This is a genomic window from Lentzea sp. NPDC036955 (assembly GCF_055608005.1).
The window spans coordinates 13,451-32,262 of sequence record NZ_JBVJRC010000009.1 but is presented as its reverse complement, the minus strand read 5'-3'; the positions used below and the strand labels follow the sequence as shown (position 1 = coordinate 32,262).

Sequence of the window (18,812 nt, the reverse complement as noted above, 5' to 3'; positions counted from 1 at the left end):
ACCCGCATCTGCCAGTACCACCGACTCAAGGTCATCGAGCACTTCTCCACTGCCAACTCGTCCTCCGACCACCGGCTGCTTCGGTGACCGGCGAACAGGTTGGGTGTGGTCAGCGGCGGTTTGATCAAGAGTTGGTGGTACTTGCAGATGCCCGGGGCAAGCAGGGGAGTTAGTTCTGGACCAGGCGCCAGCGGTTGTCCGCGCTGCCGTTGTCCGGGTCCTGCACGATCTGGGCGCCGGCGGCGGTGGAGCCGTTGAGGACGCCGAGCAGCTTGCCGCTGTTGGCGTTGCGGACCTTGTAGGTGCCGTCGCCCTGCGGCAGCAGCGTCCAGCGGTGGTCGGCGGTGCCGTTGTCCGACCACTGCAGGACGCGGGCGTTGTCGGCGGTGGACATGTTCTCCACGCCCAGCACCTTGCCGCTGTGCACGTTGCGCAACCGCACGTCGGCGCCGTCGGTGACGATCTGCCAGTTGTGGTCGGCGGTACCGCTGTCGTGCCACTGCACCGCCAGCCCACCGTCCGAAGTGGACATGTTCTGCACGCCGAGCACCATGCCGGTGGCGACGTTGACCAGCCGGTGGCTCGTCGTGCCACCACCGCCGCCGGCGTTCCAGTAGACGGTGTAGTTGAAGCCGTGCGCGTCGTGGAACGGCCCGAGGTTGACCTGCGTGCCGTTCGCCGTCGCGGTGAACGCCAGCGCCGACGAGCTGGTGCGCGTCACGGAGCTCACGTTGAGCGACGGCAACCCCGACAGGCTGGAGTTGCCGTAGTTGCCCGCCAGCACCGCCGGGCCGTAGGTGAGCGCGACGACGTTCGAGTTGTCGTTGGCCGCCTGCGCGATCACGCGCATCGGCAGCTTCAGCACCACCACGTCACCGGAGGTCCACGACCGGGTCAGCGACGCGTAGGAACCGGGCGTGGCGGTCACGTCCTGCGCGGCACCGTTGACGCTGACGGTCGCGCCCGACGTCCAGCCGGGGATGCGGAACCGCATCGTCCACGACCCGCTGACGTTGCCGGTGACGGTGAACGTCGTCGTGTCGCTCGCCGGGTAGGTCGTGGCCTGGGTGACCGTGATGCCGCGCGCCGACCACGTCAGCACCGACGGCGCGTACAGGTTCACCGTCAGCGTGGTGCCGCTGTAGAAGTAGATCGAGTCGGCGAGCTTGGTGTTGTTCTCCAGGCCGGTGCCCTGGCAGCACCAGAACGTGGTGTAGTCCGTGCTCCAGTTGCCGCCGCCCCACGCCGGCCCGGTGTTGCCGCGCCGGTGACCGGGGTTGAGGCCGGTGAAGTAGCAGATGTGGCCGTGCGGGTCGGCCGGGTTCTGCTGGCCGATCAGGTGGTTGATCAGGGCGCGCTCGTAGTAGTCGAAGTACGCGGCCCTGTTCGGGTCGAGCAGCCACAGCTCCCGCGTCAGCTTCAGCATGTTGTAGGTGTTGCACGCCTCGCACGCGTCGGTGTTGAGGTACGCGGCGATCGCGTTGGGGGAGCGGAAGTGCTCGGCCTGGCTGTTGCCGCCGATCACGTACGTGTGCGCGCCGACGGTGATGTTCCAGGCGTTCGAGGCGATGTCGCGGTACCGGGTCGTGCCGGTCGCCTTGTACTCGCGGGCCGCGCCGATCCACTTCGGCACCTGCGTGTTGGCGTGCAGGCCGGCCAGCCGGTCCTGGTTGGCCGCCAGCGGGTCGAAGACCGAGGCGTGGTCGAACCGCTGGGCCGTCGCGAGCCAGCGGGAGTCGCCGGTCTGCTGGTACAGGTCGGCGAGCACGGCGTTCATGCCGCCGAACTCGGTGCCCAGCACGCGCTGCATCACGCTGTAGGACAACCGGGACGTGCGCCAGTCCACCCAGCCCGCCAGGCGCAGCAGCACGTCGCGCGCCTGGTTGTTGCCGAGGTAGCGCCACGCGTCGAGCAGCCCGGCGAGGGTCTTGTGCATCGAGTAGTACGACACGGCTTTCGGCGAGCCGGACTCCATCGCGTCGAAGTCCGACTCCGGGAAACCGGCCAGGTACCCGGTGTTGAACCCGGCCGCACCGTTGTTCGCCTGGCACTTGGCCAGTTCCGCGACCATGTAGTTCGCCTTGTCACGGCACGTCGTGTCGCCCAGCATCGCCCACGCCTGCGCCCACGCCGTGAGGAAGTGGCCCTGGCTGTGCGTGCGGAACGGGAAGTTCGGCGCCTCCCAGCCACCCAGCGCGGCGGCGCCGTTCGTCGACAGCCGGTGGTTGGCGCGGAAGTTGTAGAGCAGCCGGTCCACGTCGACGAACCGCAGGTACGACAACGTCCGGTTCTGGTTCTCCTGCCACCGCCCGGACGTCAGCCGGACCTCGGACAGGTCGAAGGCGTAGGCCGACACCCCCGCGTCACCGCGCACCGGCGGCACCGCGGCCGCTTGGGCCGCGGCGGAGACCAACGAGGGTGCGGTGGTCGCGACCGCGACCACGCCCGCTGCCTGGAAAAGCCTGCGTCGACTCAACGATGAGGACATGGCGCGCTCCGGTTGCTCGGCGAGTGGTGCGACGTCGCACCGTCGTGGCTCCGCGACCGAATGTAGCCACGACCTCACCGACCGGTCAACGGTTCGATGTGAGCGCTAACGTCCGTGGTGAGGTTTTGGACCAGGGTGCCATCCCGGCTTTACAAGCACGTTCGACGATTCGATGACCACTTCCGGACAACCTAAATGTTATCGCTAACATGATCTTGCGGTGACCGGTGTGATCAGTCGGCACGGCGCACCGCCGACGGCATGGTGAACGAGATGGTCTCGACGGCGGTGGTGTGCGTCGACACGTCGACCACGCCCAGCTCCCGCAACGCGGCGACGACCTCGTCCACCAGTTCCGGTGGCGCCGAGGCGCCGGCCGACAGCCCCACCGCGGTCACGCCCTCCAGCCATGCCGGGTCGATCTCCGAGGCGTCGTCGACCAGGTGCGCCGGGGTGCCGGTGCGGGCGGCCAGCTCGACCATGCGCACCGAGTTGGAGGAGTTCTTCGAGCCCACGACGAGCACCAGGTCGGATCGTGCGGCGACGTCGCGGATCGCCACCTGCCGGTTCGTGGTGGCGTAGCAGATGTCGTCGGAACCGGGTCCGCGCAGCTGCGGGAACTTGCGCTGCAACGCCGCCACGACCTCGGCGGTCTCGTCGACCGCCAGCGTGGTCTGGGTGAGGTAGGAGACCGGTCCGGTGATCTCCAGCGCCTCGACGTCGGCGACGGTCTCCACGAGCACCGTCCGGTCGGGCGCCTCGCCCAGCGTGCCGTCGACCTCCTCGTGCCCGGCGTGGCCGATCAGCACGATGGTGTCGCCGCGCTCGGCGAACCGGCGGGCCTCGGTGTGCACCTTGGCCACGAGCGGGCAGGTCGCGTCGACCACGTCGAGCGACCGTTCCACGGCCTCCGCGCGCACGGCGGGGGAGACGCCGTGCGCGGAGAACACCGCCGTGGCACCGGGAGGAACCTCGGACAGCTCCTCCACGAACACGGCGCCGCGGGCCTCCAGACCGCGCACCACGTGGACGTTGTGCACGATCTGCTTGCGCACGTAGATCGGGCCACCGCGCTGGTCGAGCAGTCGTTCCACGATCTCGATCGCGCGTTCCACCCCGGCGCAGAACGACCGGGGCGAGGCGAGCAGCACCGAGCGTGGCGGGTGTTCGGTCATCAGGGGCCTTCCGATCGTCGTGGGGCCTAAGCGTCGGGGACCTTCGCCTTCGGCAGTGCGCGCAGGGTGGCCTGGGCCTTGAGCAGCATCTCGTCGTACTCGGCGGCGGGGTCGGAGTCGAGCACGATGGCGCCGCCCGCGCCGATGGTCAGCTCGCCGCCGTGGCTCACGGCGGTGCGGATGGTGATGCTGAGGTCGGCGGTCCCGTTGCGGGACAGGAAACCGATGGCGCCGGAGTAGACGCCGCGGGCCTCGGTCTCCAGCTCGTCGATGATCTCCATGGTGCGCAGCTTCGGCGCTCCCGTCATGGACCCGCCGGGGAAGCACGCCCGCACGGCGTCCACCGCGGACGTGCCGGCCCGCAGCGTGCCGGTGACCGTGGAGACCAGCTGATGCACGGTGGCGTAGGACTCGGTGGCCATCAACGACGGCACGGTGACGCTGCCGACCTCGCAGATCCGCCCGAGGTCGTTGCGCAGCAGGTCCACGATCATCAGGTTCTCCGCGCGGGTCTTGGGGTCCATCTGCAACGAGCGCCGCCGCTCGTCGTCGGTGCGCGGGTCGGGGTGGCGGGGCGCGGTGCCCTTGATCGGCTTGGTCTCGACGGTGCGGGTGGCGTCGACCTTGAGGAACCGCTCCGGCGAGGAGCTGAGCACCGTGACGTCGCCCAGCCGCAGGAACGCCGCGTACGGCGCCGGGTTGAGCCGCCGGAGCCGCCGGTAGTAGGCGAAGTCGTCGGCCGGTGCGGGCAGGCGGAGCTTGTCGGTCAGGCAGATCTCGTAGCTCACGCCCTCGCGCAGCCGCCGGTCGCACTCGGCGATGTCGGCGAGGTACCGCTCCTGCGAACGGACGAGAAACCCCGACACGTCGTGCTGTTCCGCTTGCGCGGCAACGGGGTCCGGTGCCGGAGCGGGTAGGTCGGCCAGCGCGCGGACGGTCGTGCCGGTCCACTCCTCGGCCGCTGCCAGGTCCCGCTGCTCGCCCACGGCGACGACGTAGGTGCGGTTCTCCGCGTGGTCGACGGCGATGAACCGGTCCGCCTGCAGCCACACGGCGTCCGGGGTGTCGGACCGGTGGGCCCTGTTCGCGCCGCAGTCGGCCTTCAGCTCGTACCCGAAGTAGCCGACGTACCCGCCGGTGAGGTCGAACGGCAGCCCCTCGGCGCCGGCGACCACGCGGCCGGTGCGGCGGTCGAGCGCCTCGAAGATCGTGCCGCTCTCGAACCGCGCGGTGCCTCCGGCCGGGTCCACGACGACGTGCCCGTCCTCCACCCGGTAGGTGAGCATCTCGGCACCGGGTGCGTCGGCGGTGCCCAGGAACGAGAAGCGGGCCAGTCCCGGTTCGACGTGCGCGCTGTCGAGCCAGAACGCCCGCCGGCTCGCACCGAACGCGGTCTGGAACGCGGCCTCGGTGTCGACGGCCTTGTCCAGAATCCTGATGTGCGCCCGCAGCGGTGCATCTGGAGAGTGCACTGTGGACGGTGCGTCAGGCAGTGCGGTGCCGGTGCCGTCGCCGGTGAGGCTGTGCCCGTTGGTGCGCCGGTGTGCGCTCAGGGCCAGGTCGCGGAAGTTCGCCACGAGCCGGGCGCCGTGCTCGGTGCAGATCGACTCGGGGTGGAACTGCACGCCCCACCACGGCCGGTCGCGGTGCGCCAGGCCCATCACCACGCCGTCCTCGGCCCGCGCGGTGATCTCCAGGTGCGCGGGCACCGGCTCGGCGACGCTCAGCGAGTGGTACCGCACGGCGGTGAAGTCCTGCGGCAGGCCCGCGAACAAGCCTTCGCCGTCGTGCCGGACCGTGGTGAGGTGCCCGTGCCGCGGCTGCGGGGCGGGGGTGATCCGCGCGTCCGCCAGCAGTCCCATGCCCTGGTGACCCAGGCACACGCCCAGCACCGGCAGCCGGCCGTGCTCCAGCACGTCGCGGGACCGGCCGAAGTCGCGGGACAGCGCCGGGTGCCCCGGTCCCGGCGAGATGACCGCGGCGTCGAAGCCGTCGAGGTCGAGGTGCTCCCAGCCGGCGTCGTCGTTCCGCACGACCACGGGCGCGACGCCGTACACCTCTGCCAGCAGCTGGTACAGGTTGTAGGTGTAGGAGTCGTAGTTGTCGACGAGCAGAACGCGCATGGGTTCATCACCAGCTTCGGTGGGCGCCTGGGGTGGTGGGGCGGGGTCGTCGCGTCACGTCCCGAGCAGGTCGTGGCCGATGCCCAGGTCGTCGAGCAGCAGCTGCAGCGGTCCGTTGTCCCGCTTCGGCACGGGCCGGGCCGCTGCCCACTCGCGCAGCTGGTCGGCGCCGATCTCGAAACCGCCCTGTGCCGCGACGGCCACCCACGGCTCCAGGTCGGCGGAGCGGAACGCGGTCAGGCCGCTGACGAGCGCCTCGCGGAACATCCGCTGCTGCGCGGAGTCCAGGCTCCGGTACAGCGATCCGCACAGCTCGCGGAACACCACGGCGTGACCGCTCTCGTCACGCCGGTGCAGGTCGGTGGTGATGCGGTTCATCGGCTGGATGTCCTGGGCCGTGGACAGCGTCGAGAGGAACCCGCTGATCGTCGTCTCCGCGGCCAGGGAGAACGCGATGTCGACGATGTCGCGGTCGAACCCGGACAGCCCGGTGCGTGCCGCCGCGAGCCCCTGCACCACCGACCAGCCGCCCGGTGCGAACCGCACGTCGCTCATGTCCCTGCGCCGCCGCGTGACGCCGACGGCGTTGTGGCACATGAGGATGTGGTAGTGCTCGTCGAGCATCGTCTGGTGCAGCGCCTCGACGGCGGCGTCGTCGCGGCGTACCGGGATGTTCCCGTGCAGCATCAGCCCGCAGGCGGGCAGGATGATCTCGTCCTCGATGGCCGCGGTCTTGGCGTTGTAGGCGATCCAGGCCGCGGACAGGATGCGCTCGCGAGCGTCGCGGTCGAGCCGCTCGGCACCGGGCAGGGCGAGCACCGGCACGAGGTGCTCCGGGAAGTCCGGCAGGCGCGGGTCGAAGTGCCCGTCGAGGTCGAGCTCGTCCTTCTTGACGGCCACCCGCCCGGCCCAGCGGCGGTTCAGCTGGACCAGCAGGTCGCGCTCGTACTCCTCGCGCACCGGGGTGCTGGACATCGGGAAGCCTCCTTCAGGTGGTCAGCTCGGGGACCGGGCACGCCAGGCGCGCAGCGACGCCGCGGCCTTGAGCAGCATCTCCTCGTACTCGTCGGCGGCGTCGGAGTCGAGCACGATCGCCCCGCCCGCGCCGATGGTCAGCCGGTCGCCGACGCGCACCGCCGTGCGGATCACGATGTTGAGGTCGGCGCCGCCGGAGAGGCCGAAGTAGCCGAGGGCACCGGAGTACACGCCCCTGGCCTCCGTCTCCAGCTCGTCGATGATCTCCATGGTGCGCAGCTTCGGCGCCCCGGTCATCGACCCGCCGGGGAAGCACTGCCGGACGCAGTCCAGCGCGCCGACCCCGTCCCCGAGCCGGCCGTGGACGGTGGAGACGAGCTGGTGCACCGTCTGGTAGCTCTCGACCGCGAGGTACGGGTCCACGGAGATGCTGCCCACCTCGCACACCCGGCCCAGGTCGTTGCGCAGCAGGTCGACGATCATCAGGTTCTCGGCCTGCGTCTTGGCACTGGAGGCGAGGGTGGCGGCGATCTCGGCGTCGCGCACGGGGTCGCTGTCGCGCGGGGCGGTGCCCTTGATGGGTTTGCTGGTGACCGTGCGGTCGCGCTCGACGCGCAGGAACCGCTCCGGCGAGGAGCAGAAGACCGAGAGGTCGCCCAGGCGCAGCAGGGCGGCGTACGGTGCCGGGTTCGCCCGCCGCAACCGCCGGTAGAACGCCGTGTCGTCGTCGTGGAACGGCAGGTGCAGCTTGTCGGTCAGGCAGATCTCGTAGCTCTCGCCCAGCCGCAGCTGCCGCTGGCACTCCGCGATGTCCGCGAGGTACTGCTCCCGGTCGCGGACCAGGAACCCCGCCGCGTCGACCGGTTCGGCGGGCTCGACCGGCGGTTCACCGGCCTGGCGCAGTCCGGTGAGGACGGTCGCGGTCCGGTCCACCCAGTCCTGCGCGTCCTCACGGGTCGCCGGGTCGTGCACGGCGACGACGTAGGTCAGGCCCTCGCGGTGGTCGAACGCGATGACCCGGTCGGCGAACATCCAGGCCGCGTCGGGGGTTTCGGCGGTGTGCCGGTTCGAGGTGCCGCAGTCGGCCTTGAGCTCGTAGCCGAAGTAGCCGACGTACCCGCCGGTGAGGTCGAACGGCAGGGTGGTGCTGGCGACCTGCCGCTCGCGCAACCGGTGTTCCAGGTAGTCGAACACGGTGCCGGGCACGTCGCGTTCCCCGCCGGCGTCGCGCACCCGCACCACGCCGGTACCGCAGCGGTAGGTCACGACCTCGCTGTGCGGCCCGGACACGTCGCCCAGGAACGAGAACCGGGACAACCCCTCCTCGACCCGGCTGCTGTCGAGCCAGAAGCAGTGGGTGGACTCGCCGAACAGCTCCAGGAAGACCGACTCGGCGTCGGCGGTCGTCGGCACGACGGCGCTGACGAGCTCCAGCTCACCGCGGCGGTGGGCCTGGCGGGTCAGCTCGGCGAAGTTGCGCAGGATCTCCGCACCGTAACCGGAGGCGACCGACTCGGGGTGGAACTGCACGCCCCACTGCGGCCGGTCCCGGTGCCGCAACGCCATCAGCACCCCGTCGTCGGCCCACGCGATCGGGACGAGCTCCTCCGGCAGCGGTTCCCGCACGCACAGCGAGTGGTACCGGACCGCGACGAACTCGCTCGGCACACCGGCGAACAACGGGTCGCCGTCGTGGGAGACCTTGGCGAGGTGCCCGTGGCGCGGTTCGGGTGCGGCGGCCACGGTCGCGCCCGCCAGGTGCCCGATGACCTGGTGCCCGAGGCAGACCCCGAGCACCGGCAACGTGGTGCGGCGCAGCAGCTCCCCGACCAGGCCGATGTCGCGGGGGTGCTGCGGCCGGCCGGGGCCGGGGGAGACGACGATGTTGTCGAAGCCCTCCCGCCACAGCTCGGGCAGCGCCGGGTCGTCGTTGACCACGACCACCGGTTCCCGTCCGTTGATCTCGGCGATCAGCTGGAACAGGTTGAAGGTGTACGAGTCGTAGTTGTCCACCAGCAGGGTGCGCGTCATGAGCCGGCCAAGGTCTTCCCGAGGAGCTGGACGTCCTCCGGTTCCAGGGTGATCCCGAAGACCTCCCCGGGAGCGGCCAGCGCCTCCGCCTCGTCGAGCTCGCGGACCTCCGCCGGCGCACCCGGCCGCAGCTCGGTGAGCGTGGTGCCGACGAGGAGGTGCCGCACGTCCGGTCGCGTGCGTTGCAGGACCATCCGGTGGTTGAACGGGGACCGGGGGTGCGTGAGGCAGAAGTGGTTGAGGAGCTCGAAGTCCGACGGGTAGCGCACGTCGGTGGTGAAGCCGTAGAGCTCCGCCGGTCCCTCCGGCCGCAGCATGCGCAGCACGTGCTCACCGGTCGGCTCGCGCACGAGGTCGAACGACCAGGGGCCGTCCAGCCGCGCGTCCTGCGCGAACCGGATCGGCTCGTGCGGCCCGTGGGCGCCGAAGCTCACGTCGTGCAGCCACCGCTCGCCGTCCAGGTCGACGAGCAGGGCCACGTGCAGCGCCGGACCGACCCTGCTGCCGGTGCGGATGCGGGTCCGGCCGGCGAAGGCGGTGAACGTGAACCCGATGCGGTCCAGCACCGCGGCCACCAGGACGACCTGCTCCAGGCACCAGCCGCCGCGGCCCTGCCGCAGGACCTTCTCCTGGACGCGGTCGAGGTCCAGCGGCACCTCGGTGCGCCCGAGCAGCGGGTCGAGGTTGTCGAACGGGATCGCGTCGACGTGGGCGACGTGCAGGCGCCGCAACGTGTCGAGGTCCGGCGCCACCGCGCCCTCGACGCCCACGCGGGCCAGGTAGGCGTCCAGGTCGACCGCGTCGCCCTGCCACATCGCGGTGCTCACGTGAACTGCCCGGCGATCACGGCGGCCAGGACGATCCAGCCGTAGTTCGTGTTGGCGACGAAGGTGTCCCAGCACGCCTTCGGGTCGTCCAGGTCCACCCGGAACAGCAGGTGCGCCAGGTACGCCGCCGCCAGCACCACGACCGCGTAGAACGCCCACCCGATCGACGTCAGCGAACCGGCCCACAGCACACCGGCCACGCTGAGCACGACGAAGAGCGACAGCCACGCCTTGGTCGCCCCGCCGAACAGCAGCGCCGAGGACCTGACACCGATCTTCCGGTCGAACTCCTTGTCCTGGTGGGAGTAGATGGCGTCGTGCACCATCGTCCAGAACGTCCCGGCGGCGTACAGGCCGTACACCGCGGGCGGGTAGTCGGTGTCGCCGGTCGCCGCCGTCCAGCCGACGAACACGTAGGTGCTCATCACCAGCCCGAGGAACCCCGAGGGCCAGAAGAAGAAGCGCTTCATGAACGGGTACGCGACGATCAGCGGGTACGTGGCGAGCGCGACCAGTGCGGTCTCGACGTTCGCCAGCAGCAGGACGAGCAGCGCGGCCAAGGCCTGTGCAGCGCCCCAGAGGATCCCGTTGCGGACGCTGATCGTCCCCGCCGCGACCGGTCGCCCCACGGTGCGGGCGACGCGGGCGTCGATCTCCCTGTCGGTCACGTCGTTGCTGGCGCAGGCGAAGCCGCGGATCAGCACCGCGGCGACGGCGATGGCCGCCACCGACAGCAGGTCGGGCCGGTGGCCGGAGGCGAACACGACGGCCCACAGACCGGGCAGCAGGTAGAGGACGTACCCCGTGGGCCGGTCCAGCCGCATCAGCAGCAGGTACGGGCGGACCGGGTCCGGGCTCTTCGTGACGACGCCCGCGGATATCTTGTGCAGCATCAGGTTCCCAATCACCAGGTCACCGGGAGTTCGACCAGACCGCCGATCAGCGTGTCGGTGCGCAGCGCCAGCTCGTCCACGCCGACGGCCAGGCGCAGCGACGGGAACCGCGCGACGAGCTGGGTGAGCACCACCTGCAGCTGCATCCGCGCCAGTGCCGCCCCCACGCAGTGGTGCGCGCCGTGCCCGAACACGAGGCTGGCCGCGGTGTCGCGCGTGACGTCGACCCGGTCGGCGCCGGGGAAGACCGCCTCGTCGTGGTTGGCCGCGATGATGTTCAGCAGCACCGGGTCACCGGCCCGGATCGTGACCCCGTCGACGTCGAGGTCGGTCACCGCGTACCGGGGCATGCCACCGTTGTGCGGGTTCGGCATCGACAGCCGCAGCGTCTCCTCGACGGCACCGGGCACGAGACCGGGGTCGGCCACCAACGCCCGCCACTGGTCCACATCGGACAACAGCAGCAGGGTGCTCGTGCCGATCCGGGCCACCGTGGTCTCGTAGCCGCCGAACAACAACAACGCGGTCAGCCCGAGGACTTCGTCGTCGGTGATGCCCTCGGTCGCGCAGATCCGGGAGATCGCGTCGTCACCGGGGGTGCGCCGCTTGTCGGCGACGAGCTGCCGGCAGTAGCCGAACAACCCGCCCAGCCCCTGCTTGGACCGGACCGGGTCACCGACGCCGGCCGCGTCCCTGGTCCAGCCGCCGAAGCGGTCCTTGTCCTCCTGCGGCACGCCCAGCCACTCGCACATCACCTGGATCGGCAACGACAGCGCCACCGCCTCGCGCAGGTCCACCGGCGGCGTCCGCTCCGCGAGCCGGTCGAGCAGCTGTCCGGTCTGCTTCTCGACGTACGGGCGCAGCTCCGCCATGCGTTCGGGCGAGAAGTGCGGTTCCAGCAGCGCGCGCATCCGGGCGTGGTCGGTGGCGAAACCGCCCAGCAGGCTTGCGAGCAGCGCCGAGCTGGGGTCCTGCGCGGCCGGGTCGGGGTTGGTGCGGCTCAGCCGGTCGTCGTCGAGCAGCTGACGCACGTGGGCGTGCCCGGTGACGAGCCACGCCGCGCCGCCGTCGGGGGTGCGCACCCGGTGGACCGAGCCCTGGGACTGCAGCTCGCGCAACCGCGGTGCGAGCCGCAGCACGTCCTCCTGCTCGAACGGCAGTTGAACCGGGGTACTCACTGACGACCTCCGCCGGGATCGAGGTTCACGGGGTGCGGTGGACGATGCGGTCGAACAGGGCGGCCAGCTCGGCCGCCGCCGCGGGGGTCAGCCCGGCGCGTGCGAGGTGCGCCAAGGCCGAGTCGAAGTGCTCGCGGGAGGTCCGCTCGGCGGTGCGGCGACCGCCGGACTCGTCGACGAGGTCGGCCATCTCCCGCAGGTGCGCCGCGGAGGTGTCGTCGGACTCCCACAGCCCGAGCAGCCGCTCGCCGGCCGGGCCACCGGTCGCGAGCGCGGCCAGCACGGGGAAGGACGGGTTGCGCCGCCCGATGTCGCCGCGGACGGGCTTGCCGGTCACCGCGGGGTCGCCCCAGACGTCCTCGACGTCGTTGGCGATCTGGAAGGCGAGGCCGAGGTGCCTGCCCGCGCCGCGCAGGGCGGCCACGACGTGGTCCGCGCTGCCCGCCCGCAACGCCGGTGTCACCAGGGCGCACTCCAGCAGCGCGGACGTCTTCTCCTCCACGATCCGGTCGTACGCGGCGACTCCGGCGTCCGGGCCCAGCCGGACGGTGAGCTCGCGGGACTGGCCGGAGAGCACCAGCCGGGTGGCCTCGGCGAACGCGCCGGCGATCTCGGCACGGCCGGGACCGGGGTCCTCGACGACCATCTGGATGCTCAGCGCCTGCAACGCGTCCCCGGCGAGGATCGCGAGGCCCGTGCCGAACACCCGCCACGTCGCCGGCCGCCCGCGCCGCAGGTCGTCCGCGTCGATGATGTCGTCGTGGACCAGGGTCGAGTTGTGCAGCAGCTCCAGTGCCGCCGCCGGGGCGAGGACGTCCTCCGGTCGCAGCCCGACCCCCGCTGCCGCCGCCATCATCAGCGACGCGCGGGTCAGCTTGCCGCTCGCGGCGTCGCTGGGCGCACCGTGCTCGTCGGTGAAACCGAGGTGGTAGGAGCTGATCCTGGCCAGCGCCGGTTCCAGCGCGGACACCTGCTGGCGGACGACGGGCAGTACCGCGGCCCGCACCGTCGCCGGCGACAGGAGCGCGGTCGACGAGGTGCCGGGTGTGCTCATCGGATTTCCCTCCGGCGCTCGAATTGAATACCGAAAAAACGCCACTGGTTCGCTGAGTGGTGCTCGGGATTTCGAGCGGTGGTTCCGATCAGCATCCTGAACGACCCGCTCCCGCGGTGTCAACGACTCGGCGCGCACACCTGTTCGACTTTGGGAAAAACCCCAATGTGCGCGGGGTGTGACCGGGAACTGGATATTCTGCGGATTGGTGGCTGCTGGTTCCACTGACAGCTGGAGAGGCGAAATGGCTGTGTCAGCCGATTCCGGGAAAGTGCGCGAAGGCAGGCCGTTCGACCCGTACGGCGAACACCGCGACGACCCGTACGAGTTCCTGGCCGGCATCGGGGACGACGAGCCGGTGTTCTACGCGCCGCTGCTCGACGCGTGGTGCGTCAGCCGGCGCGAGGAGCTGCTCGCCGTGCTGAAGGACGACAAGAGCTACTCGGCGCGCGACCACAACCCGCGTCCGAAGGTGAAGCTGCCCGACGACGTGGCCAGGATGTTCAAGACGTGGCGCGGTGACGGTGGCCTGGGCGTCGGCTCACTCGACCCGCCCGCGCACGCCAGGGTCCGCGAGGTGCTCAACATCGGGTTCACCCCGGCCAAGGTCAGGGCGTTCGAGCCCACGATGCGCAAGATCGCCGCGGAGCTCGTCGAGCGGGTCGCGGCCGACGCCGAGTTCGACCTCATCGAGGCGTTCGCGGTGCCGTACGCCCTTGAGGTGATGTGTGCGCGCCTCGGGGTGCCCGACGACTACCTCGACCGCTGCCGATTGTGGTCGGAGCAGCGCATCGAGCTGATGATGCTGCAACGCGACACCGACCCCGAGCTGCTGCGGGAGTGGGCGCAGGGACTGGTCGACTTCGGGGCGTTCGCCCGCGAGCTCGCGCGGGACCGGCTGGCGCACCCGCAGGACGACCTGATCAGCGAGCTGCTGCACGACGGCAGGGCGGGCAACACCCTCACCGCCGACGAGGTCGCGGTGCAGATCCCCACGCTGATCTTCGCGGGCCACATGACCTGCGCGGAGGCGCTCGGCACGATCGTGTACCACCAGCTGCGGTCGCCCGGTGGCTGGGCGGAGGTCGCCGACGGCACGGTCGACACCCGCGACCTCGTCGAGGAGGGGCTGCGGTTCGACGCCCCGCTGGCGGGCATGTACCGGACGGCGACCCGTGACGTGGTGGTCGGTGACGTGCACTTGGCCGAGGGGAGCAGGCTGCTCCTGCTGTACGGCACCGCCGGCCGGGACAGCCGCGTCCACGCCTGCCCCGCCGCGTTCAGCCCGGGCAGCGGGTCGTCCTCGCACCTCGCGTTCGGGCACGGCATCCACTTCTGCCTCGGGGCGTCGTTCGCCCGTGCGGAGCTGGAGGTCGCTGTGCAGGCCATCGCCGCCAGGATGCCGGGCCTGACCATGGCGCCGGGGCAGTCGCACCGGCACAAGCCGGTGTTCCCGCTGCGGGCGTTGACCGAGCTGCGCGTCCGGCAGTGACGACGGGAGAAGAGCCCCGGCCAGGAGTGGCCGGGGCTCTTCTCCCGTCGTCAGGTCAGGCGCGGACCGCGGTGACGTAGATGTAGCCGCTCTCCGGGATGGACCCGAACCGGCGCACGAAGTCGATGAGCGAATCGGCTTGTTCGGCGCCGACCAGGTCGGCGAGCTTGTCGCGGACCGTCTCGAAGGCGTCGGCCATGAGCAGGAGGGTGCGGATCACGTTGTCGGTGATGTCGCGGACCTCCACGTCGACGAAACCGGCGGCGGCGAGGTTGCGCTCGTACTCGTCGATCGTGCCCAGGGTCGTCACGCCGTAGTTGGCCTTGACGTGGTCGATGACCACCTGTCCCTCGGGGGTGATCGGCTCGCGCTGGACGACGTCGGCGACCACGAGCCGGCCGCCGGGGCGCAGCACGCGGGCGGTCTCGGCGAGCACCCGGCCGCGGTCGGGCATGTGCCACATCGACTCGAACGCCCAGGCCGCGTCGAACGAGCCGTCGGGGAACGGCAGGTCCATGGCGTCGGCGAACTGGAACGTGGCCTTGTCGCCGAGACCGGCCGCGACGGCGTCGTCGTTCGCCTGCTCCACCTGCAGGTGGCTGATGCTGATGCCCACCACGTGCACGTCGCTCGTGCGGACGAGCCGCCGCGCGGGGTGGCCGATGCCGCAGCCGATGTCGAGGACCCGCTGGCCGGGCTGCGCGGCCAGACCCGAGATCATCAGGTCGGTCAGGCGGTCGGTGGCGACCTCGACGGAGCTGTCGTCGGCGTCGTCCTCCCAGTAGCCGTAGTGGATGTTCGGTCCCCACACGGAGCGGTAGACCCGGCCGAACCCGTCGTACACGTTGCGGACCTCGGCGTGATGGGCGGGAGTCTGGTCGATCGTCATGACGAACTCCGAATCGTCGGGAACGGGGTGGACATGCGGACGCTCGGCCGGGGAGTTCCGGCCGAGCGCGGGTGCGGAGCTTTCTCCTTCACTTCTTCTCGAAGCGCAGGAAGCCGAGCGTCAGGCCGCCCGCTCGCCATTCGGCGCCCTGCGCCTGGTTCGCCAGCAGGGAGATCCGCATGTTCCTGCGCTCGACCGCCGAAAGGCTGTCGTCGGTGTCCAGGACCGCCTTCGTCCAGGCGGCGCTCTCCTCCCAGAACGGCGCGGTCTCCGCCGTGACGTCGACCTCGTCGACCAGTGCGAAGCCCGCCGCCTCCGCGGCCTGCACGTACTCGCGCACCGGGACCGGCTTGCAGTAGAAGTACTCCGCCCACACGTCGGCACCGCCGGGCCGGGTCGTGAACACCTCCTCGATGCACACGCTGCCACCGGGGCGGATCACGTCCGCCAGCCGCTGGAACCACTGCGGGCGGTTGAAGTAGCCGCTGCTCTCGATCGCCACCGCCGCGTCGTAGGGGCCGTCGTCCACGCTGAGCCGGTTGGCGTCGCAGACCAGCGAGCGGACCTTCCCGCCCACGCCGGTCTCCCGCGCGAAGCCCTCGACGATCGGCGCGTGCTCCGGCGCGTTGGTGACCGCGGTGACGTCGGCGCCGTACTCCTGCGCCCAGAACAGCGAGCCGCCGCCCAGACCGCAGCCGACGTCCAGGACCTTGCCCGACAGCCGGTGCTCCGCGCCCCAGACCTTCGCCGCGTACTGCAGCAGGCCCTCCTGGTGGACGCGGATGCTGCCGCGGATGTCCTCCGGGCTCGCACCGGGCGCGTGCGCGGGCGTCCGGCTGTCCGGGTAGTAGCCCACGTGGTAGTGAATTCGCGGGCCAGGACCGTACTTGCGCACGAGCTTGGCGGTTTTGCCGTCGTAGTACTGGCCGACTACCCGTACCTCGTCCTGGGGGTCCAGCGCTGCCAGAGGTGAACTTGGAAGATTTGACACGGTCACTTCTCCAGGGCTCGGTTGCCGACGACTGCGTTGGTGGATGGCCTGTGGACCGAATTCCTCGCGAATAGCGAGCGGATTCCATCGTGGAGGCGCCGTCCGGGTGGTGTCAACGACGCCGGAGTGCGCGGGATCGACTTTGGGAAAAACCCCAAAGGAACGCGGAGGTGGGACTGACCGGGACTATTCTGCGGATTGGTGGATTCTGCGCGACACCGGAAAACCGCGTCCGGGAACGGGCCGGGAATGAGTCGCGGACCCGCGTGACCGGTCAGGACCGATCGAGAGCGACCACACCCGATGAGGAGCTCTGTTCGACATGGCGCTGCTGGAAACCGTGCGCGACCCGGCGCGGCTGCGTGAGCTGACCGCCGCGCAGCTGCGCGACCTCGCCGGCGAGATCCGCGCGTTCCTGGTCGACCGGGTCTGCGCGAGCGGGGGACACCTCGGCCCCAACCTCGGCGTGGTGGAGCTGACCATCGCGCTGCACACCGTCTTCGACTCCCCGCGCGACCGGGTGCTGTGGGACACCGGGCACCAGGCGTACGTGCACAAGGTCCTGACCGGTCGCCAGGCCGGGTTCGACCGGCTGCGCCGTTCCGGTGGCCTCTCCGGCTACCCGAACCCGGAGGAGTCCGAGCACGACCTCGTGGAGAACTCGCACGCGTCCACCGCACTGTCCTACGCGGACGGACTGGCACGCGCGGACGCCCACCTCGGGCGGCGTGACCGGGCGACCGTCGCGGTCGTCGGCGACGGTGCGCTGACCGGTGGCATGGCCTGGGAGGCGCTCAACAACATCGCGGGCGGGCCGGACCGGCCGCTCGTCGTCGTCCTCAACGACAACGGCCGGTCCTACGCGCCGACGGTCGGCGGGCTCGCCCGGCACCTGGCCGACCTGCGCGCCGGCGGCGGGCCCGGTGTGTTCGAACAGCTCGGGCTCGGCTACCTCGGCCCGGTCGACGGTCACGACATCGCGGCCGTGCAGGACGCGCTGCGGCACGCGGCCGCCCTGGCCCGGCCGGTCGTCGTGCACGTGGTCACGGCCAAGGGCAAGGGGTTCCGCCACACCGAGGACAACGACCTGGACCTCGGGCACGCCGTCAAACCGATGGACCCGCGGACCGGCCAGCCGCTGCCGGCTTCCGGCCGGTCGTTCACCTCGGTGTTCGCGCAGGAGCTGGTCGAGCTGGCCGAGCGGCGGGCCGACCTGGTCGCGATCACGGCCGCCATGGCCGAGCCGACCGGCCTGCTCCCGTTGCAGCGCAAGCACCCCGAGCGGGTGATCGACGTCGGCATCGCCGAGCAGCACGCGGTCACGATGGCCGCGGGGCTCTCGCTGGGCGGCGTGCACCCGGTGGTGGCGATCTACTCGACGTTCGTGAACCGCGCGCTGGACCAGGTGCTGATGGACGTCGCACTGCACCGGCGCCCGGTGACGTTCGTGCTCGACCGGTCCGGGGTGACCGGTGACGACGGGCCGAGCCACAACGGCATGTGGGACCTCTCGGTGCTGCAGGTCGTGCCGGGGCTGCGGATCGCGGCACCGCGTGACGGCGCCCGGCTGGCCGAGCTGCTGGCCGAGGCGGTGGCGTGGTCGGAGGGCCCGACGCTGCTGCGGTTCCCCAAGGGACCGGTCGGCCCCGACCTGCCGGCCGTCGCCACGTTCAACGGTGTCGACGTGCTGCGCCGCTCCGGTCCGTCGGACGTGCTGGTCGTCGCGGTCGGGGCGCTCGCGGGACTCGCGCTGGCGGTCGCGGACGGCGTGCGCGCCCTGGGCATCGGTGTGACCGTGGTGGACCCGCGGTGGGTCACGCCGGTCAACCCCGCGCTGGCCGACGTGGCCCGCCGGCACCGGCTCGCGATCACGGTCGAGGACAACAGCCGCGCGGGCGGTGTCGGTTCGGCGATCGCGCAGACGTTGCGGGACAACGACGTCAGCACCCCGTTGCGGGAGTTCGGCATCCCGCGGCGGTTCCTGAGCCACGGTTCGCGGGCGGAGGTGCTCGCCGCCTGCGGGCTGACCGCGCAGGACATCACGAGGGCCGTGGTGGACCTGCTGGCCGGCCTCGACGCGGCGCCGGTCGGCATCGACGACGCCGGCGCCGTTCACGCGGGGGAGGAGCGGTGACGACCGCCGGGGCGGTGTCGCGATCAGTCCACGGTGTCGCACGCGACCCGCGGTGGCCACGTGTCGGCGCGCAGGATGTCGAGGACGAACGCCCTGGACACCAGCGCCACCCGGTTCGGCGCCTGCAGCTTGTCCGACATGACGCGGACGTGGTAGTCGACGGTCTTCGGGCTGAGGTAGAGCTCCCTCGACAACCGCCCGCTGGAGAATCCCGCGGCGACACCTTCCAAGATCCTGGCCTGCAGCGAGCTGGGCGTCCAGCAGTTCGCCGGTCGCTGCTCGCGTTTCCACTTGTCGTTCTGCCCGTGGTGCATGACACCCACCCATTCCCGTGCAGCCGGTGACCGCGGGTTGAATCGGGGACCGATCCCAGAATTACCGTGGCGACCAGCAATGGTCAAGTGACGGCGTCAAGTGATCCTGCGGGGCCTCCCGCGGCGTTGTCAACGATGTCGGCGCAGCCGGTCGAATGACTTCCCCTTGGGGATCAGGTCGGTGCCCCTTGGGGAACGAGGTGGGCAAACTCGCAGGTGGGGAGGTTTGAACCGTGATGTTCTGCCGG

At 71.0% G+C, this 18,812-nt stretch carries 14 protein-coding genes; 2 read left to right on the top strand and 12 right to left on the bottom strand.

Annotation, left to right across the window (positions count from 1 at the left end):
* Positions 1 to 169: 169 nt before the first annotated feature.
* The 9 genes from ACZ7CF_RS29455 to ACZ7CF_RS29415 form a co-directional block, all read right to left on the bottom strand.
* Entirely contained in the window at positions 170 to 2,488 is a 2,319-nt protein-coding gene (locus ACZ7CF_RS29455; protein WP_470371079.1) for a beta-L-arabinofuranosidase domain-containing protein, read from the bottom strand.
* 233 nt (positions 2,489 to 2,721) lie between these two features.
* Entirely contained in the window at positions 2,722 to 3,663 is a 942-nt protein-coding gene (gene ispH / locus ACZ7CF_RS29450) for a 4-hydroxy-3-methylbut-2-enyl diphosphate reductase (protein ID WP_360393239.1), read from the bottom strand.
* Between the two features lie 26 nt (positions 3,664 to 3,689).
* Positions 3,690 to 5,786: an aminodeoxychorismate synthase component I gene (pabB, locus tag ACZ7CF_RS29445; RefSeq protein ID WP_470371078.1), complete on the bottom strand. Its 2,097-nt coding sequence runs from the start codon at positions 5,784 to 5,786 to the stop codon at positions 3,690 to 3,692.
* Positions 5,787 to 5,840: 54 nt separating this feature from the next.
* The gene (locus ACZ7CF_RS29440) at positions 5,841 to 6,761 is read right to left on the bottom strand and encodes an AurF N-oxygenase family protein (protein ID WP_458431516.1); all 921 of its coding nucleotides are present in this window, start codon (positions 6,759 to 6,761) and stop codon (positions 5,841 to 5,843) included.
* 21 nt (positions 6,762 to 6,782) lie between these two features.
* Positions 6,783 to 8,792 (bottom strand): aminodeoxychorismate synthase component I, encoded by a 2,010-nt coding sequence (gene pabB / locus ACZ7CF_RS29435; RefSeq protein ID WP_458431517.1) that lies wholly within the window; start codon positions 8,790 to 8,792, stop codon positions 6,783 to 6,785.
* The gene (locus tag ACZ7CF_RS29430) at positions 8,789 to 9,619 is read right to left on the bottom strand and encodes an arylamine N-acetyltransferase family protein (RefSeq protein ID WP_470371077.1); all 831 of its coding nucleotides are present in this window, start codon (positions 9,617 to 9,619) and stop codon (positions 8,789 to 8,791) included. The genes pabB (ACZ7CF_RS29435) and ACZ7CF_RS29430 overlap by 4 nt, the downstream gene beginning before the upstream one ends.
* On the bottom strand, positions 9,616 to 10,512 hold the full coding sequence (locus ACZ7CF_RS29425) for a 4-hydroxybenzoate octaprenyltransferase (protein ID WP_470371076.1): 897 nt from the start codon (positions 10,510 to 10,512) through the stop codon (positions 9,616 to 9,618). Before ACZ7CF_RS29425 ends, ACZ7CF_RS29430 begins: the two co-directional genes overlap by 4 nt.
* 11 nt (positions 10,513 to 10,523) lie before the next feature.
* Positions 10,524 to 11,690, bottom strand: coding sequence for a cytochrome P450 (locus ACZ7CF_RS29420; protein ID WP_360393258.1), 1,167 nt, complete (start codon positions 11,688 to 11,690; stop codon positions 10,524 to 10,526).
* Between the two features lie 25 nt (positions 11,691 to 11,715).
* Positions 11,716 to 12,744 (bottom strand): polyprenyl synthetase family protein, encoded by a 1,029-nt coding sequence (locus tag ACZ7CF_RS29415; protein WP_470371075.1) that lies wholly within the window; start codon positions 12,742 to 12,744, stop codon positions 11,716 to 11,718.
* Positions 12,745 to 13,015: 271 nt separating this feature from the next.
* Between ACZ7CF_RS29415 and ACZ7CF_RS29410 the strand changes: the two genes are divergently transcribed.
* Positions 13,016 to 14,236, top strand: coding sequence for a cytochrome P450 (locus ACZ7CF_RS29410; protein WP_458431524.1), 1,221 nt, complete (start codon positions 13,016 to 13,018; stop codon positions 14,234 to 14,236).
* Between the two features lie 55 nt (positions 14,237 to 14,291).
* Here the strand turns inward: ACZ7CF_RS29410 and ACZ7CF_RS29405 are convergent, their stop codons facing one another.
* Both ACZ7CF_RS29405 and ACZ7CF_RS29400 read right to left on the bottom strand, forming a co-directional pair.
* Positions 14,292 to 15,125: a methyltransferase domain-containing protein gene (locus tag ACZ7CF_RS29405; protein WP_458431526.1), complete on the bottom strand. Its 834-nt coding sequence runs from the start codon at positions 15,123 to 15,125 to the stop codon at positions 14,292 to 14,294.
* Between the two features lie 88 nt (positions 15,126 to 15,213).
* On the bottom strand, positions 15,214 to 16,116 hold the full coding sequence (locus tag ACZ7CF_RS29400; RefSeq protein WP_470371074.1) for an SAM-dependent methyltransferase: 903 nt from the start codon (positions 16,114 to 16,116) through the stop codon (positions 15,214 to 15,216).
* Positions 16,117 to 16,438: 322 nt separating this feature from the next.
* Here ACZ7CF_RS29400 and ACZ7CF_RS29395 point away from each other — a divergent pair, with 322 nt between their 5' ends.
* Positions 16,439 to 18,250, top strand: a complete 1,812-nt coding sequence (locus ACZ7CF_RS29395) for a 1-deoxy-D-xylulose-5-phosphate synthase (protein WP_470371073.1) — start codon at positions 16,439 to 16,441, stop codon at positions 18,248 to 18,250.
* Positions 18,251 to 18,273: 23 nt separating this feature from the next.
* On the opposite strand, the gene ACZ7CF_RS29390 is transcribed toward ACZ7CF_RS29395, so the two are convergent.
* Positions 18,274 to 18,564 (bottom strand): LuxR C-terminal-related transcriptional regulator, encoded by a 291-nt coding sequence (locus ACZ7CF_RS29390; RefSeq protein WP_360393276.1) that lies wholly within the window; start codon positions 18,562 to 18,564, stop codon positions 18,274 to 18,276.
* Positions 18,565 to 18,812 lie beyond the last annotated feature (248 nt).

Excerpts from the sequence above, each read along its gene's own strand:
- ispH (WP_360393239.1), bottom strand. The coding sequence starts at position 3,663 with ATGACCGAACACCCGCCACGCTCGGTGCTGCTCGCCTCGCCCCGGTCG.
- pabB (WP_470371078.1), bottom strand. The coding sequence starts at position 5,786 with ATGCGCGTTCTGCTCGTCGACAACTACGACTCCTACACCTACAACCTG.
- ACZ7CF_RS29440 (WP_458431516.1), bottom strand. The coding sequence starts at position 6,761 with ATGTCCAGCACCCCGGTGCGCGAGGAGTACGAGCGCGACCTGCTGGTC.
- ACZ7CF_RS29390 (WP_360393276.1), bottom strand. The coding sequence starts at position 18,564 with ATGCACCACGGGCAGAACGACAAGTGGAAACGCGAGCAGCGACCGGCG.
- pabB (WP_458431517.1), bottom strand. The coding sequence starts at position 8,792 with ATGACGCGCACCCTGCTGGTGGACAACTACGACTCGTACACCTTCAAC.
- ACZ7CF_RS29415 (WP_470371075.1), bottom strand. The coding sequence starts at position 12,744 with ATGAGCACACCCGGCACCTCGTCGACCGCGCTCCTGTCGCCGGCGACG.
- ACZ7CF_RS29395 (WP_470371073.1), top strand. The coding sequence starts at position 16,439 with ATGGCGCTGCTGGAAACCGTGCGCGACCCGGCGCGGCTGCGTGAGCTG.
- ACZ7CF_RS29455 (WP_470371079.1), bottom strand. The coding sequence starts at position 2,488 with ATGTCCTCATCGTTGAGTCGACGCAGGCTTTTCCAGGCAGCGGGCGTG.
- ACZ7CF_RS29425 (WP_470371076.1), bottom strand. The coding sequence starts at position 10,512 with ATGCTGCACAAGATATCCGCGGGCGTCGTCACGAAGAGCCCGGACCCG.
- ACZ7CF_RS29405 (WP_458431526.1), bottom strand. The coding sequence starts at position 15,125 with ATGACGATCGACCAGACTCCCGCCCATCACGCCGAGGTCCGCAACGTG.